Origin of the sequence: Vibrio barjaei (genome assembly GCF_001639065.2) — a bacterium.
Lineage (GTDB): Bacteria > Pseudomonadota > Gammaproteobacteria > Enterobacterales > Vibrionaceae > Vibrio > Vibrio barjaei.
The window spans coordinates 50824-65793 of the sequence record NZ_LQXO02000008.1 but is presented as its reverse complement, the minus strand read 5'-3'; the positions used below and the strand labels follow the sequence as shown (position 1 = coordinate 65793).

The 14970-nt window shown below is 45.6% G+C and carries 11 protein-coding genes; 7 read left to right on the top strand and 4 right to left on the bottom strand.

Annotation, left to right across the window (positions count from 1 at the left end):
• Window positions 1-48: 48 nt before the first annotated feature.
• The 5 genes from AWH66_RS04340 (at window position 49) to AWH66_RS04320 (ending at window position 6363) form a co-directional block, all read left to right on the top strand.
• Window positions 49-1359 (top strand): anaerobic C4-dicarboxylate transporter, encoded by a 1311-nt coding sequence (locus tag AWH66_RS04340; RefSeq protein ID WP_063604304.1) that lies wholly within the window; start codon window positions 49-51, stop codon window positions 1357-1359.
• Between the two features lie 136 nt (window positions 1360-1495).
• On the top strand, window positions 1496-3313 hold the full coding sequence (locus tag AWH66_RS04335; RefSeq protein WP_063604302.1) for a protein-disulfide reductase DsbD: 1818 nt from the start codon (window positions 1496-1498) through the stop codon (window positions 3311-3313).
• 109 nt (window positions 3314-3422) lie between these two features.
• Window positions 3423-4058: a response regulator transcription factor gene (locus tag AWH66_RS04330; RefSeq protein WP_063604300.1), complete on the top strand. Its 636-nt coding sequence runs from the start codon at window positions 3423-3425 to the stop codon at window positions 4056-4058.
• A 323-nt stretch (window positions 4059-4381) separates the two neighbouring features.
• Window positions 4382-4648 carry a DUF4212 domain-containing protein gene (locus tag AWH66_RS04325; protein WP_006075415.1) on the top strand — a complete coding sequence of 89 codons (267 nt, stop codon included), beginning with the start codon at window positions 4382-4384 and terminating at the stop codon, window positions 4646-4648.
• 11 nt (window positions 4649-4659) lie between these two features.
• Window positions 4660-6363 (top strand): sodium:solute symporter family protein, encoded by a 1704-nt coding sequence (locus tag AWH66_RS04320; RefSeq protein ID WP_006075414.1) that lies wholly within the window; start codon window positions 4660-4662, stop codon window positions 6361-6363.
• Between the two features lie 66 nt (window positions 6364-6429).
• Here the strand turns inward: AWH66_RS04320 and AWH66_RS04315 are convergent, their stop codons facing one another.
• The 4 genes from AWH66_RS04315 to AWH66_RS04300 all read right to left on the bottom strand — a co-directional run bounded on the left by AWH66_RS04315 (window position 6430) and on the right by AWH66_RS04300 (window position 12198).
• A complete protein-coding gene (locus tag AWH66_RS04315) occupies window positions 6430-6765 on the bottom strand; it encodes a DUF3316 domain-containing protein (protein ID WP_063604298.1) in 336 nt (111 codons plus the stop codon).
• A gap of 254 nt (window positions 6766-7019) precedes the next feature.
• Window positions 7020-7352, bottom strand: coding sequence for a DUF3316 domain-containing protein (locus AWH66_RS04310; protein ID WP_063604296.1), 333 nt, complete (start codon window positions 7350-7352; stop codon window positions 7020-7022).
• A gap of 161 nt (window positions 7353-7513) precedes the next feature.
• Window positions 7514-10939, bottom strand: coding sequence for a hybrid sensor histidine kinase/response regulator (locus tag AWH66_RS04305; protein WP_063604295.1), 3426 nt, complete (start codon window positions 10937-10939; stop codon window positions 7514-7516).
• Between the two features lie 71 nt (window positions 10940-11010).
• Window positions 11011-12198 carry a 3-phenylpropionate MFS transporter gene (locus AWH66_RS04300; protein ID WP_063604294.1) on the bottom strand — a complete coding sequence of 396 codons (1188 nt, stop codon included), beginning with the start codon at window positions 12196-12198 and terminating at the stop codon, window positions 11011-11013.
• A 232-nt stretch (window positions 12199-12430) separates the two neighbouring features.
• Here AWH66_RS04300 and AWH66_RS04295 point away from each other — a divergent pair, with 232 nt between their 5' ends.
• Window positions 12431-14257 carry a putative nucleotidyltransferase substrate binding domain-containing protein gene (locus AWH66_RS04295; protein WP_063604293.1) on the top strand — a complete coding sequence of 609 codons (1827 nt, stop codon included), beginning with the start codon at window positions 12431-12433 and terminating at the stop codon, window positions 14255-14257.
• Between the two features lie 24 nt (window positions 14258-14281).
• A complete protein-coding gene (locus tag AWH66_RS04290; protein WP_063604292.1) occupies window positions 14282-14908 on the top strand; it encodes a 3'-5' exonuclease in 627 nt (208 codons plus the stop codon).
• Window positions 14909-14970 lie beyond the last annotated feature (62 nt).

Below are 14970 nucleotides of genomic sequence, written 5' to 3'. Positions count from 1 at the left end.
TTCTGTCGTTTACATAAATGACTCAAAGATATAATGCGAGGAATTGCTATGGTTGCTATAGAACTGGCCGTCGTACTACTGTTTATCTATTTAGGTGCACGTATAGGCGGTATTGGAATTGGTTTAGCGGGTGGTGCGGGTGTTATTGCCCTATCTTTGGTCTTAGGCGTACCGACAAGCCAAGCTTACATCCCGGTGGATGTTATCCTAATTATCATGTCGGTCATTACTGCTATTGCCGCAATGCAGGTTGCTGGTGGTATGGACTGGTTAGTACAAGTTGCTGAAGACTTTCTTCGCAAACATCCAGAAAGGATTACCTTTTACGCTCCAATTGTAACTTTCTTGATGACACTCATGGCTGGCACAGGTCATACCGCTTTCTCTACACTACCGGTTATTGCAGAAGTGGCAAAAGGTCAAGGTGTCCGTCCATCTCGCCCACTTTCAATCGCCGTTGTCGCTTCCCAAATCGCGATTACAGCGTCTCCAATCTCAGCTGCTGTTGTTGCTTTTGCTGCTATGCTAGCGCCGATGGGCGTTGACTACTTAACACTACTTGCGGTTTGCATCCCAACCACCTTTATCGCTTGTATGGTCGGTGCGTTTGTTGCTAACTTCATGGGTAGTGAGCTTAAAGATGATCCGGTTTATCAAGAGCGACTAGCTCAAGGCCTTATCAAACTAAACACAACGCAAAAACGTGAGATCCTACCGACAGCGAAGAAAGCAACCTACATCTTCCTAGGTGCGATTGCCTTCGTTGTTTGTTACGCAGCGGCTATCTCTGGCTCTATTGGTTTGATTGAAGACCCTGCACTTGGACGTAACGAAGCAATTATGACGGTGATGTTAGCAGCGGCAGCCATCATCACGCTAACCACTAAGATCGATGCATCTAAAATTCCTTCAGCTGCCACCTTCCGCTCAGGCATGACAGCATGTGTGTGCGTACTAGGTGTTGCATGGTTAGGCTCAACATTCGTTAACGCACACGTGGACGGCATCAAAGAATTTGCAGGCGCGCTACTTGCTGACTACCCATGGATGCTAGCGCTAGTGCTGTTCTTTGCTTCTATGCTGCTTTATTCTCAAGGCGCAACGACAGTTGCACTTATGCCAGCAGCATTGGCTATTGGTGTTGCTCCTCTCACAGCGGTTGCCTCATTTGCAGCGGTTAGTGCGCTATTCGTTCTTCCAACGTACCCAACATTATTGGCGGCGGTAGAAATGGATGACACAGGTTCAACGAGAATCGGTAATCTAGTCTTTAACCACCCATTCTTCATTCCTGGTGTGGCAACTATCGCAACAGCGGTTGCACTAGGCTTTGCCTTTGGCGGTATTTTGATTGGCTAACCTTAGGCTGTTCTAAAAATGAGAGCTGCGTGGAGACGCGGCTCTTTTTTTACCTGAGTTGAAACAAAACAGCCTATCTTCCTGTCCTAAGTTAATATAACCTCAACTTATTCACGATCGCGTTTACTTGGCTTGTATGTACCGAATATTGTCTCAGTTCATCTTACTTTTCACTATTGCCTTCTCTACTCCGAGCTGGGCGCTGTTTGGCAACTCCAATAATGCACCGGCTTTCGCTCCAAACGCCGCCAATACTTTTGTCCCTGTTGATGAAGCTTTCCCTATGAACTTCTACCAACAAGGTAATAAAGTGTTCATCGATTGGCAGGTCAAAGAGGACTATTACCTTTATCAAGAGCGTATTGCAATCAGTGGCGAAAATGTCGCTATTGGCAACATCAAGATGGAAGACGGAACACCGTATAAAGATGAGTTTTTCGGCGACGTCAATATCTACACAGAGCCACTTTTTGTCGAAGTACCATTGAGTCAATATCAGACAGGAGCCAAGCTCATTGTGCAGTACCAAGGCTGTGCGAAAGCAGGCTTCTGCTATCCACCAGAAACACGTGTCATAGACATCAGCCCATTCGATTTTGACAGTGCAACTACCCTCGATAACGCGAATGTCGTTAAAGCATCAGCCGCGGATATTACTAACGCCACTCCCTCACAAACTCGAGATAGTGAACTGACTGATAAACTGGCCCAAAACTGGTGGACACCTGCACTATTCTTACTGTTAGGTATGGGGCTAGCCTTCACGCCTTGTGTGCTGCCTATGTACCCTATCCTAACCAGCATCGTGTTGGGCGGTGGTAAGCGTAGCCATAAACAAGCACTCGTATTATCCCTCATATATGTGCAAGGTATGGCGTTAACTTACACTTTACTGGGGCTCATCGTCGCCTCTGCTGGCATGCAGTTTCAAGCCGCGATGCAGCATCCGTATGTGCTGATCGGCCTCAGTGCTTTGTTTGTCGCTTTATCATTATCTATGTTTGGTTTGTATACCCTACAGCTCCCAAGCGGACTGCAAACTTGGCTCAATAATCTCAGTAATAAACAGCAAGGCGGCAACTTGATTGGTGTCTTCGCCATGGGAGCTATCTCAGGTTTAGTCTGCTCTCCTTGCACTACGGCTCCACTATCAGGTGCGTTGTTGTATGTAGCGCAAAGTGGAGATTTACTGACTGGCGGTATCGCGCTTTATGCTCTGGCCCTAGGTATGGGCATCCCTCTTATGGCTGCCGCGGTATTTGGAAATAAACTACTGCCTAAAGCGGGCAACTGGATGGAGCGAGTTAAAATACTGTTTGGTTTTGTCTTACTCGCGGCGCCAATCTTCCTGCTTGAAAGGCTACTGCCTGAGTTTTGGAGTACCGTGCTTTGGTCAGTACTGGGCATATCTGCCTTTGGCTGGCTTTATCATCAGAAAAACACGTTACCTTTCGGCGGTTGGAAACAAAGCTGTGTTGGGATACTAGCCATCTTAGGTTTATTTGCTTCAGCACAACCTCTGCTAAATCATTGGTTTGGCTACACTAGCAATAATGTGAGCAGCGAAGTCACCGTCAGCTTTATCCAGATTAGTAATGTGCAAGAACTCAGTGCGGAGCTCGCCAAAGCGAAACAAGCCGGAAAACCCGTTATGCTGGACTTCTATGCCGACTGGTGTGTGGCGTGTAAAGAGTTCGAGAAGTACACCTTCCATGATGTCTCAGTTGAACCTGTGTTGTCTCAATTTGTGTTACTTCAAGCTGACGTCACTAAAAACCAACCTCAAGATATTGAGTTGCTTAAGCAGATGGATGTGCTTGGACTCCCTACGATTGAATTTTGGGATGCAAAAGGCAATGCGGTGTCCACCGCTCGTCTTACAGGCTTTGTCCCTGCTGAGGACTTTTTGCAACATCTTCGTAAAAACCAGCTGATTGATACTTTGAACCCATGATAGGCAATAAAAATTCGATTCTCATCAGAGTTTTGCATTGATTCATTTGTTCAAAGAGCCGTCTGAATTAATAATATAAATTAACACTTTCGTAAAAAGTTGAGATGTTATGGAACCCAGCTACACCATTATTATCGCTGATGATCACCCACTCTTTAGGAATGCACTTTTCCAATCCGTGCATATGGCGATAAGTGGTGCCAATCTACTAGAAGCTGATTCCTTGGATTCGCTACTTGGATTGCTTGCCAAGAATGATGAACCAGATTTGATCTTGCTTGATCTTAAGATGCCAGGAGCCAACGGCATGTCAGGGCTAATTCACCTGCGAGCTGACTATCCGGATATTCCGGTAGTAGTCATCTCTGCCAGTGAAGAACCAAGTATCGTCTCTCAAGCGAAAACGCATGGTGCATTTGGTTTTATTCCCAAATCCAGCGATATGCGTGAATTGATTAATGCCTTGAACCAGGTTTTAGGTGGAGAGCCTTATTTCCCAGCTGAACTGCTAATTGATAGCGCAGAAAACAATGATCTTGCTGAAAAACTGGCAACACTTACCCCACAACAATATAAAGTGTTAGGTATGCTGTCTGACGGCTTACTCAACAAGCAGATTGCTTATGATTTGAATGTTTCTGAAGCCACTATCAAAGCACATATGACGGCAATTTTCAGAAAGCTCGGCGTAAAGAATCGCACCCAAGCGGTAATTCTATTGCAGCAAATGGAATCCGACAGCTAGCTCTTTTGCGCTCCTCAACTTACTTAACGACTCCCTTCAGAGCCAATTCTTATGCGCTCTGAAGGCCTTTTCATGCAGTATTTGCAATAAATTCCTACCTCATTCAACTACTTTTATTTCCAATCTTATCGATAAACGTTAGACCTTTGGCTAATTTAACATCAAATTAACATCACACTTTCACGCCAAAAATCATCAACGCTTTGTTTTATATGTGCTTAATCATTTTCTGCTGTCGACTAAAGTTGCACTGAGTTATCGCCTTTAGCCTGCTACCTTATTAAACGTAACAATACGTTAACACCACACAAAAGGAGAAGGCCATGGCGTTCGAATCATCAGAACAAGCTCAAGCCTATTGGAAGGAAAATCTAGGAATCATGGGATCCCTATTAGCCGTTTGGTTCATCGTATCTTACGGCGCAGGAATCCTGTTTGTTGACGCACTTAACGCTATTCAGTTTGGCGGATTTAAACTGGGCTTCTGGTTTGCACAACAAGGTTCAATCTACACCTTTGTTGCACTGATTTTTGTTTATGTCGCTCGTATGAACGCTCTCGACAAGAAATATAACGTACAGGAAGACTAAGAGGCACACTAATGGATATTCAAACTTGGACGTTTATTCTTGTTGGTATCACCTTCGCACTCTATATCGGTATTGCGATTTGGGCACGCGCAGGTTCAACAAGTGAATTTTATGTCGCTGGCGGTGGTGTTCACCCTGTAGCGAACGGTATGGCTACGGCAGCTGACTGGATGTCGGCCGCATCATTTATCTCAATGGCAGGTATTATCTCATTCATCGGTTACGATGGTGCGGTATATCTAATGGGTTGGACCGGTGGTTATGTTCTACTTGCTCTATGTCTAGCCCCATACCTACGTAAGTTCGGCAAATTTACCGTGCCTGACTTTATCGGTGATCGTTACTACTCTAAAACGGCACGTATGGTAGCAGTATTCTGCGCAATTTTCGTTTCTTTCACTTACGTGGCAGGACAAATGCGTGGGGTTGGTGTTGTATTCTCGCGCTTCCTAGAGGTAGACATTAACCTTGGTATCGTTATCGGTATGGCGATCGTCTTCTTCTACGCGGTAATGGGTGGGATGAAAGGCATCACGTATACTCAGGTGGCTCAATACTGTGTGTTGATTTTTGCATTCTTAGTACCAGCCGTATTCACTTCACTTATGATGACAGGCTCAGTCTTCCCACAAGTGGGCTTTGGTTCAACTATCTCGGGATCTGAAACCTACTTACTCGATAAGCTTGATGGGCTGACTCAAGAGCTTGGCTTTACCGCCTATACTGACGGCTCGAAGAGTATGGTCGACGTCTTCTTTATCTGTGCTGCTCTAATGGTTGGTACTGCGGGTCTACCTCACGTTATTATTCGCTTTTTCACAGTACCTCGCGTAAAAGATGCACGTATCTCAGCAGGTTGGGCACTTGTCTTTATCTCGCTACTTTATACCACTGCGCCAGCAGTAGCAGCCTTCGCTCGCGTTAACATGATTGACACGATCAACGGCCCAGACATGAAAGGTGTCGCCGCAGCTGAAGCACCAAGCTGGTATAAAAACTGGGAAAGCACTGGCCTAGTAGGTTGGGAAGATAAAAACGGTGACGGCAGAATGTTCTACTCAGGCGACGAACGCAATGAGATGAAGATTAACCGTGACATCATTGTACTGGCTTCTCCAGAGCTTGCTCAATTACCAAACTGGGTAGTCGCATTGCTGGCTGCTGGTGGTCTTGCCGCCGCACTTTCTACCGCAGCGGGTCTACTGCTTGTTATCTCTACGGCCGTCTCGCACGACTTGCTCAAGAAAGGCTTTAAACCCGATATGACCGACAAGCAAGAATTGATGTATGCCCGGATAGGCGCCGCACTCGCCGTAATAGGTGCAGGTTACCTAGGTATCAACCCACCAGGATTTGTGGCTCAGGTAGTCGCGTTCGCCTTCGGCTTAGCAGCGGCTTCCTTCTTCCCGGCTATTATCCTAGGTATCTTCTATAAGAAGATGAATAAAGAAGGTGCGATCGCAGGTATGCTTTCAGGTATCTTGTTCACTGCAGCTTACATCATCTACTTCAAGTTCGTAAACCCAGCAGCAAATACACCTGATAACTGGTTATTCGGAATCAGCCCAGAAGGTATCGGTACGCTAGGTATGTGTTTGAACTTTACGGTTTCTATCATCGTTAACAAGTTCACCGCAGAAGTGCCAAAAGAAGTACAAGATATGGTTGAGTCAATCCGCTACCCGAAAGGTGCGGGCGCAGCACACGACCACTAATATCGTAAAACCAAAACGTAAAAGGCCACCGCAAAATTGCGGTGGCCTTTACATTTAACGGAGCTCTTATGAGCGCTCCTTGTAAGAGTAATCGACATCAATAACGGCACGATACATGATGTTACCGCTGTTCTCCGCGAACTCTTCTACGGTAACTTGAGCATCTTGGACTTCGATGGAGTTGCGAAGCAAATCATTCTCGTTTACTCGGAGTTTATACACTAAATCGGTAGATGGGGTAGATTTCAAATCGTTGACCATTTTAAAACCTGCTTCATAAGCTTGCTCTTTAGTGCTAAATCCCTCTGTACGGAAGTCGGCATCGCCTACCAAACTCGTAGTGGTTGCCATAGCGGCAGAAGACATAACTAATGATGCTGTAATAAGTGCTAGTTTTTTCATAATTTCACCTCATTGTTTCCTTTTGGGGATATCCCCTCACCGTACATTCAAAAATGTTGGTGTTAAGCTAAGTACTTCAACGGACTCCAACTTAATTACGGTGCATACTTACTAAAAATTAAGTAATCCAAAGGTAGTAAAAATACAACACATAATGACATTCATTATCATTAATAATGATAGTTTTGTTGCTTTTCTACGATTAGATAACCAATTCAGATTAACGCATCTCGATATATAAGACCTTCGTGATATTAACTATCTTTCTCGTCATATTGATAATTTACATCAACAAGAGCACGATATTTAATAACACCTTGTTTTTCCGCAAATTCCTGAACCACAATTTCTGTGTCATTTAGTTCAATACTATTAAATTCCGTATCATGGCCATTGAGTTTTAACTCGTGAGCAAGTTCGCCATGTGGCATTGCTTTTAGGTCTTTTATCAGGTCGTACCCAGCTTCATAAGCTTGTTGCTTCGAGTCGAAAGCTGATGTTCTAATTTCCGTATTGCCTAAGTCGCTTCCTGCAAACACACTTCCAGAAACTAAAACTATTGATGTGATGGCTAGTAGTTTTTTCATGTATTCACCTTTTTATTGTTGGCTGACTCTCTGTGAGTGAAGTCTAGATTACCGACTCATTTGTAAAGAGTCTGTCAACGAAGGTAAAGACAACAACATATTTAGTAAAGACATAGAAAAGGAGAAAACATAACCATAACAATTGAATTTTCTCTGACATTTTATTGACTTAATATAGCTCTCAACTTTAATGGCTTAACAGGTTTAGCAATAAACTTGAAGCCATTCGACTTAATGCCTTCTAACATAGAGTCCGTTCTATCGGCACTAATAATAACACCATTAAATGAATCACCCATTCTTAACCTAAACTGTTGAAGCACTTCCAACCCAGTACGTCCATTGTCTAATCGGTAATCCGATAGAATGACATCAGGCTCCCACCCCTCTTCTAAATGCTTAAGACTTGCAACCAGATCCAATGCCGTTCGAACATCACACCCCCATCGAGCTAGTAAGGTTTGCATACCGACTAAAATATCGGGTTCGTTATCCACGCATAGTACTTTGAGATGACTTAACCCCGCATCTGGTGCCACTCTTGCTTTGTCGGCAGCCGGAGCCACTTCAGTCGCGACATCCAGAGTTATCGAGAAAACGCTTCCTCTATCCGGCCACGAACGCATCGATATCTGGTGATTAAGCACTCTTGCAATACCGCGTGATATCGCAAGCCCCAACCCAAGGCCTTGATCCGCGCGTGCTTGGTCTACCCGAGTAAACTCATTAAAGATCTCTTTTTGCTTGTCTTCAGGAATGCCAATGCCATCATCCCAGACATCAATTCTTACTCGCCCGTTAACTCTTCTTGCACCTAGCAGCACCTTGCCTTCTGGGTTATAACGAAACGCATTGGTGAGGAAGTTCTGTAACACGCGGCGCAGCAATTTTGGATCAGATTTTACGATGAGCGATGAAGAGACGACCGAGAAATCAATCTGTTGGCCGATAGAGATCGCACTGAATTCCGCTTTCAGGTTGTTAAAGACTTCCGACAGCTGAAACCCGCGCACGTTAGTCTGCAACTTCCCAGACTCAAGGCGTGAAATATCCAGCAAATCACCAATCAACTCCTCGGCGGCTCCCAATGCACTTTCGATATGAGAAGAGAGCTGACGTGTTTCATCATCCTTGCTTGCCTCCGATAAAGAAGAGGCAAATAAACGAGCAGCATTTAGTGGCTGCATTAGGTCATGGCTCACCGCAGCTAAAAAGCGCATTTTTGATTGCGATTCCGATTCCGACTTTTTGGTGGCAAATACCAACCGTTTATTGAGCTGTTCGAGCTCTTGCGTGCGTTCAATCACTCGCTCTTCAAGTCGTTCATTCGCATCACGTAGTGCACTTTCCGCTTCTCTAAATACCGTAATGTCAGTAAAGCTCATGACAAAACCGCCGCCGGGCATAGGGTTACCTTGAACTTCGATCACGCTACCATCGGAACGCACTCGAGACGACGTATGAGGAGAGCCTTGTTCCAGATAATAAATGCGTTTGCGAACGTGCTCATTAGGATCACCTGGTCCACATAAGCCTTGTTCTGCATTGTGACGAATGACATCTGCAATGGGCCTGCCAACCTGGATTAAACCAGCAGGAAAGCTAAATAGCTCGAGGTATCGACGGTTCCACGCTACCAACCTAAGCTGTTTGTCTACCACCGCAATGCCTTGCCCAATATGCTCAATTGCCCCTTGCAACAAGCCACGACTAAAGTGATAAAGCTCCGACGCTTCATCGACAATGGTCGCCACTTCCTCAAGCTGCATATTTCGTCCTTGCAAGGCTGACGTTAACACCAATTTGGCCGATGACGCACCAAACACCCCGGCTAAAACACGTTCGGTATGACGAATTAGCTCTGCAGAAGCTTGCTGGTTGTGTAAAGGCTGCTTTTCCTGCTGTTTCCAAAACTGACGAAATGCACTTCTAACTCTGGTTCTGCCAACAAACCGAGAGGCAAGCATCTCCAGTTCCGCCACTGTAACGCGGCTTTGGTATAAGCTTAGATTCTCACTTTCAGGAAGTGGCGTACCAACAAACGAAGCCGATTGCAGTCTTTCCGTTAGGCTTGAACGAGTGGCCAGTGAAATCACTACAAAGCAAATAGCATTCAACACGACGCTAATCAGCATGCCCCAGTCAGAGCTTTCAATATGTAGAGATGAGAGAATATCGGGTGGCGTAATCACTCGTAAAAGTAGGTTATTGGTCGCATCGCCAGCTAACAGCCCGGTTTCACTCATCAGGGTGATCAGCCAAATTGCGAACCCAACAAACAGTCCGACATACACCCCTTTTCGATTACCAAGACGCCAGTACATCCCCCCTATCAAAGCAGGTGCAAACTGAGTAATAGCCGAAAATGACAGAAAGCCAATCGCCGATAGAGAGTGTATTGTGTCCAGCGCCTGATAAAACGCCCAAGCGCCAAACAACAGCAAGCAAATGAGTGCTCTACGAATAATAAGCAGCAGACCGGATAAATGACGGTGTGAGCGGTGAGCCAGTTTAATTCGGCGCAGCAATAATGGCATCACCAGATCATTCGACACCATAATAGCCAATGCGATGGTAGACACAATTACCATACCACTGGCGGCTGATGTGCCTCCTAAAAACGCCAATAAGGCGATGTTGTTCGCCTCTGCAAACTTAGGAATACTGATGACAAAGGTATCCGGAGACGTCCCCATCAATAAGCCTTGTCCTACCCAAGCAATTGGCAACACAAATATCCCCATTAAGACCAAATACGCGGGGAACAGCCACCTTGCAGTATGTAAATCTTGGGCGCGCTCATTCTCCACTACAATCGTGTGGAACTGGCGCGGCAGACACACGATCGCCATCATGGTCAGGCCAGTATGAATTAACAAGGTAGGAATATTAGGGGGTTGATAGGTATTCGATGCCAGCTCACCAAGATGGATATCTGGGCGTTGCCATGCCAAGTAAAGAATGAAAAAGCCAACAACGAGGAACGCCACCAATTTGATAATTGATTCAAAAGCAACAGCCATCATCATACCACGATGGTGCTCGGTATTATCGATATGACGAGTGCCGAACAGCATGGTAAAGATCGCTAGCGCGCCAACAACAAACCACGAAATATGATTGTCTTGATAGCCCAGTTCATCAGCCAGATTTGGTGCGACGACATCCAGCCCCATAGTAATACCGCGAAGCTGTAATGCTATGTAAGGTAAGATGCCGGCTACCGCAATTAGCGTCACCACTACCGCTAAGCCCTGAGACTTGCCATACCGTGCGGCAATAAAATCTGCGATTGAAGTGATGTGTTCGCGCTTTGCTATCAAAATAAGGCGGGCAATAACGCGCCAGCCTAATGTGAAGACAATAATGGGTGCGATATAAATGGGTAGGAATGCCCAAGGATTGGAGCTGGCTTGACCAACGGTTCCGTAAAAGGTCCACGAAGTACAATACACAGCAATAGACAAGCTATATACCCAAGGTCGCCAGTTAGACAACCATTTCTTTTGTCTGTCTCCATACCACGCAATAAGAAACAAAACCCCCAAGTACGCCAGTGAAACGGGGACGACTACCCATCCTTGCATGTTGTGATATCCCTTTAAATTCCTTAACTATTATTTAAAGGGCTATCACTAATTTTCACAAATGTTCAGCCTCAATTCTGTGGCTCAGGCTGAGAATTTTCGTTGATATCTCGCACGCCTTTGTTTTTCGGCTCAACTTTAATAAACAGTGCGAGGAAGCCCATCACCGCCATCCCCCAGAATACATTGGCTCCCCACAGTTCGTAGCCCCAGCCACTGACTGCCATCATCAACGCGATAAAGGCACCTAGTGGGATGGCGTTATACAGAGCCTGCAATGCCACCATCTTGTTGGCATCAGACTTTTGGATGTATTGAATGGCAGCAATATGAGCGATCGCGAAGGTCACACCATGCAGTAACTGGATAACGACAAGTGCGCCAACGGCGGTCGTTGAAGCAGTCAAACCCCAACGAACCATGACACCCACAGAAGAAATAACAAACAGAGTGCGTAGCGACCATCCTGCAAACCATTTCTTACTGAAAGCGAACAATAGCACTTCCGATACCACACCTAGGCTCCACAAATAGCCAATTAGGCTTTCTGGGTGGCCTGCTTCCTTCCAATAAATAGAGCTAAAGCTGTAATAAGCGGCATGGCTTCCCTGAATAAGCGCAATAAGCACCAAAAAGCGTATCACCGACCAATCTTTTAACAGTAATGTCAGCTTTGGCCTAACCGCATCATCTTCATGTTGAGAAACTGGCATAGTCGCTGGACTGCGCATCACCAGCAACATCGAGAACACGAAACCAGCAATCGCGGTGTAAACAATCATATTCGCGCCAAACTGTGAGGCTAAGTAACCCACCACAGAAGAACCCGCTATAAAGGCAATAGAACCCCAAAGTCGGGTACGGCCATAATCCAACATACTGCGATTCGCATAGTGGTTAGCCATCGCATCGGATAAAGGCACAACCGGGCCAAAGCTGAGGTTAAACAAGACAGTGACCAAGGCTAGCATCATAAAACTCGGGCCTGCTGCTAGGTGAGCAGCGACAAAAATGGTGCATGCTAACGTTGCCCAGCGTAGTGCCGGTAACAGACTTTCTGCCTTGTGAATTCGTGGAGTAATCAATAGGTTTGCAACGCAGCGAGTCGCAAAGCCTAATCCCATCAACATGCCGACATCTGCTGCAGATACCCCTTGGTCTTCAAACCACAACGCCCAAAAAGGCAGATAAACACCGTAGGCAAAAAAGAAACCAAATAAATATTGGGATACCCAAGCGAATGGGGATGGACTCAACATAGCAGCAACCTAAAACAACGACAGGAAAGAGAGCAAAGAGACGCTCTGAATAAGATCGCGCCCATTATGCAATGCGAAACGTTTGCAAAAAAGGGAATTGTTTATAGAAATGAATTTCCCCATATCAAAATGCCTTAAATATTACGTGGCCAATATTCGACTAAAGTCGTCTGGAGCTTGTCGTTAATTTTGCCAGACTATCAGCATAGCCACGGTTACGGAGCTCGTTTTTATGCCTGATAAATTCAATATGTCGTCACCTCCTTTCGACAGACTTACCGAACAGCAACAAGATCAGCTAAGAACAGCCTTAGATGTCGCGTATTTTCGAGATAAGGACGTCATGCTGCGTGCTGGCTCACCCAGCGACAGTTTACATATCATTATTAAAGGCTCTGTCGAAGAACGCGATGAACACAACCAAGAAGTATTTGCTCATTATACCTACGATGATCTCTTCGACGTCCGTGCTTTACTGGGCGATAACGTGAAACACAATTATGTCGCGTTAGAGGACACCTTAGTTTACTTGTTACCTAAAGAGGTATTCTTATCTCTTTATCATAGCAACGGGCAATTTTCGGCCTACTTTGATACCAGTTTGGCCACCCGTCAGCAGCTAATAGAAGAAGCACAGAAACAGCAAAACCTTGCTGAGTTCATCTTGACCAAAGTCGACGAAGACATCTACCACCCTCCGTTAATTCTAGAGCCTGACTTAACCATTACTGACGTCACTCAGCAGCTGCTCAATCATGGTGTCGACGCCGCATTAATTGAACTGAATCTGGATACAGACACTCAACAGCGCCACCCTAATACCCTGCCTTACGGCATAGTCACTCGCACCAATATGCTCCATGCCATCGTGCTAGAAAACCTACCTAACACCACTCCAATCAGTGAAATTGCTACTTTTCCAGTTCATCAAGTCGACAAAGAAGAGTTCCTTTTCAATGCAATGGTAACTATGACTCGACAGCGGGTAAAACGACTAATGGTGTGCGAAGGGAAGAAAGCGGTGGGCATGCTCGATATGACCCAAATCCTCAGTGCTTTCTCCACACACTCGCATGTGCTGTCACTCAGTATCGCCAGAGCCAACAATGTCGATGAACTGGCATTAGCGTCTAATAGACAACAGCAACTGGTCGATAGTCTCGTGACTAACGGCATCCGAACTCGATTTATGATGGAGCTGGTTTCTGCTATCAACGAGCAAATCATTGAGCGCGCGTTTGAGCTTATTCTGCCACCTGCGATGCACGGTCACTGCTGTCTTATCGTCATGGGCTCAGAAGGTCGTGGAGAACAGATTCTAAAAACTGACCAAGATAACGCGCTTATCTTAGAAGACGGTATTGATTGGCCTAATAAAGACAGCGCGCTCAAGGAGTTAAATCATACACTGGCCAGGCTAGGTTACCCACTTTGCCCTGGCAACGTTATGGTCAGCAATGCTCATTGGGTCAACACCACCAGCGAATGGAAAAAGCGCATAGAACAACTCGTTAGTAGCGCTGATAGTGAAAGTGTTATGGAAATCGCAATTTTGGCCGACGCGAGAGCTGTTGCAGGGAACGCCGAATTGTTAACACCAGTTAAGCAACACTTGCAGCAGCAGATGGAAGGTCAAGAGGCAATCCTTACCGAATTCACTCGCCCAGCCCTCAACTTTGCAGTGCCTCTGACTCTGTTTGGTAATGTTAAATCATCAAAACAAGGTGTGGATCTTAAACAAGGCGGTATCTTCCCGATAGTTCACGGGGTACGTGCCATCAGCCTTGAGTATGGTATCAACGAAACCAACACCTTTGATCGCATCGAACAACTGGTCAATAAGCGAGTATTGGAAACCTCCACCGCAGAAAACTTGGCCGAAGCGCTCAAGCATTTCTTTAAACTCAGGCTGCAACAGCAGTTGTCTCATCACGATATTAGCAATGCCATTCAACTTAATGATCTAGAAAGACCAGAGCGAGATTTACTGCGCCATGGATTCCATGTCGTGAAAAAATTTAAACAGTGGCTGGGGTATCACTACCAAATACGCCACTAAATTTCAGCGGAGCAAGGCAGTACCATGAATATTATCTCAAGAGCCTATTGGCGCTATCATTTACGGCACTCACCACATCGGCACTTATTTGCACGCCCCAAACACAATGAGTATGTGTCTTTAGATTGTGAGACGACAAGTCTAGACCCAAGTGTGGCAGAGATTGTCACCATCGCCGCAACTAAAATTATTGATAACCGGATAATCACCAGTGACCCATTTGAAGTGCGTTTGTCTGCACCCAAATCGCTAGGAGAAGACTCAGTGAAGATCCACCATATTACTCACGATGAGCTCAAACACGGCATTAGCGAAAAGCAAGCAATATCAGCACTGCTGAACTTTATTGGTAATCGACCTCTGGTAGGCTATCACATCCGTTATGATAAGAAGATTCTTGATCGCGCAGCTAAAAAACACCTTGGGTTCCCCCTACCCAATGAGCTCATTGAAGTCAGTCAGATCTACAATGATAAACTACTCAAGCTGCTTCCCAATGGCTACTTCGATCTGAGTTTGGAGGCTATCTGTCGACATTTGCAGATTCCTAATTATCACAAACATGACGCATTGGAAGACGCAAAAGCCGCCGCCATGGTCTATCTCAAGCTGACTCGGGGCTCACTTCCACCCTTTCGCCCACAGAGCTAATTATGCTAATCAGTCAGAATGCGACTTAGCTCTCAATAACGTCGGCTTGTAAGTCATTAATT

Bases quoted from the DNA above. Each gene is read 5' to 3' on its own strand.
- AWH66_RS04340 (WP_063604304.1), top strand. From the start codon at position 49: ATGGTTGCTATAGAACTGGCCGTCGTACTACTGTTTATCTATTTAGGT.
- AWH66_RS04335 (WP_063604302.1), top strand. From the start codon at position 1,496: ATGTACCGAATATTGTCTCAGTTCATCTTACTTTTCACTATTGCCTTC.
- AWH66_RS04330 (WP_063604300.1), top strand. From the start codon at position 3,423: ATGGAACCCAGCTACACCATTATTATCGCTGATGATCACCCACTCTTT.
- AWH66_RS04325 (WP_006075415.1), top strand. From the start codon at position 4,382: ATGGCGTTCGAATCATCAGAACAAGCTCAAGCCTATTGGAAGGAAAAT.
- AWH66_RS04320 (WP_006075414.1), top strand. From the start codon at position 4,660: ATGGATATTCAAACTTGGACGTTTATTCTTGTTGGTATCACCTTCGCA.
- AWH66_RS04315 (WP_063604298.1), bottom strand. From the start codon at position 6,765: ATGAAAAAACTAGCACTTATTACAGCATCATTAGTTATGTCTTCTGCC.
- AWH66_RS04310 (WP_063604296.1), bottom strand. From the start codon at position 7,352: ATGAAAAAACTACTAGCCATCACATCAATAGTTTTAGTTTCTGGAAGT.
- AWH66_RS04305 (WP_063604295.1), bottom strand. From the start codon at position 10,939: ATGCAAGGATGGGTAGTCGTCCCCGTTTCACTGGCGTACTTGGGGGTT.
- AWH66_RS04300 (WP_063604294.1), bottom strand. From the start codon at position 12,198: ATGTTGAGTCCATCCCCATTCGCTTGGGTATCCCAATATTTATTTGGT.
- AWH66_RS04295 (WP_063604293.1), top strand. From the start codon at position 12,431: ATGCCTGATAAATTCAATATGTCGTCACCTCCTTTCGACAGACTTACC.
- AWH66_RS04290 (WP_063604292.1), top strand. From the start codon at position 14,282: ATGAATATTATCTCAAGAGCCTATTGGCGCTATCATTTACGGCACTCA.